The organism is Marinibaculum pumilum (assembly GCF_042646425.1).
GTDB classification, from domain to species: domain Bacteria; phylum Pseudomonadota; class Alphaproteobacteria; order Ferrovibrionales; family Ferrovibrionaceae; genus Marinibaculum; species Marinibaculum pumilum.
In genome coordinates this window covers 490,405-491,420 of the sequence record NZ_JBHRTR010000054.1, presented here as the reverse complement: position 1 = coordinate 491,420, position 1,016 = coordinate 490,405, and the positions used below count along the sequence as shown (strand labels likewise).

Annotated in this window: 1 protein-coding gene; it reads left to right on the top strand. The window is 67.6% G+C overall.

The window, feature by feature from the left end:
• Positions 1–314: 314 nt before the first annotated feature.
• The coding region (locus ACFOGJ_RS29155) for a reverse transcriptase domain-containing protein (protein WP_379906824.1) at positions 315–1,016 on the top strand (702 nt) is incomplete at its 3' end.

Here is a 1,016-nt window from a genome sequence, read left to right as displayed (position 1 = left end):
CAACTGCGGAAGGGCGACCGACCGTGGGGAGGAAGCGTGGATCGAAGCTGCGGGCCGATGGACAAGAACCGGATACGAGGCGGCGCGGACCAGGGCGAGCGGGCAATGAACCGCGAAGCTCTTGTGACCAAGGGGAAGTGGCGTAGATCCGGCGGTCGTGCAGCGAAGGAATGCGTTCTTACCTGGGGAGATCCCGCCTTGTGCCTGAAAGGGCGACGGTGTCGAGCCGGAGCGGGACGTCAGCAGAGGCCGTAGTAGTCGGCGGGGAACCGCAGGCGAAGGGCCGAACGAGGGAGAGTGAAGTTCCCCCGAGGATGAGCAAGGCCATGCGTCAGATGCCGGTCCCAACCGGGAGGCAGGGGAGGCAAGCGGGTGAAGCCCGTGGGAGTTCCTGTCTCGACGAAGCCGAGCCCCCGCCGCGGGCACCGAACGACACGGGGCCGGGGCTGCTTGCAGCGGTCCTGGCGCGAGAGAACCTTCTGCGGGCACTGAAGCAGGTGCGTGCCAACAAGGGCGCGGCGGGCGTGGACGGTCTGGACATCGACCAGACGGCCACGATGCTGCGCACTGGCTGGCCGGCCATCCGCGACAGCCTGTTGAAGGGGACGTACCGGCCACAGCCGGTTCGTCGCGTGATGATCCCGAAGCCGGGGGGCGGCGAGCGCGAGCTTGGCATCCCCACGGTGCAGGACCGTCTGATCCAACAGGCGCTCCTGCAAGTCCTCCAGCCGATCCTTGACCCCAGCTTCAGCCGGCACAGCTATGGCTTCCGGCCGGGCCGGAGCGCGCACGACGCCGTTCTTGCGGCGCAATCGTTCGTGCAATCGGGCCGGCGGGTCGTGGTGGACGTGGACCTGGAGAAGTTCTTCGACCGGGTTGACCACGACATCCTGATCGACCGTCTGCGCAAGAAGGTCCCCGATCCCGGCATCATCCGCCTGGTCCGGGCCTATCTGAACGCCGACATCGCCGATGGGGACGCCACCATGAAGCGGACCAGGGGCACGCCGCAGGGT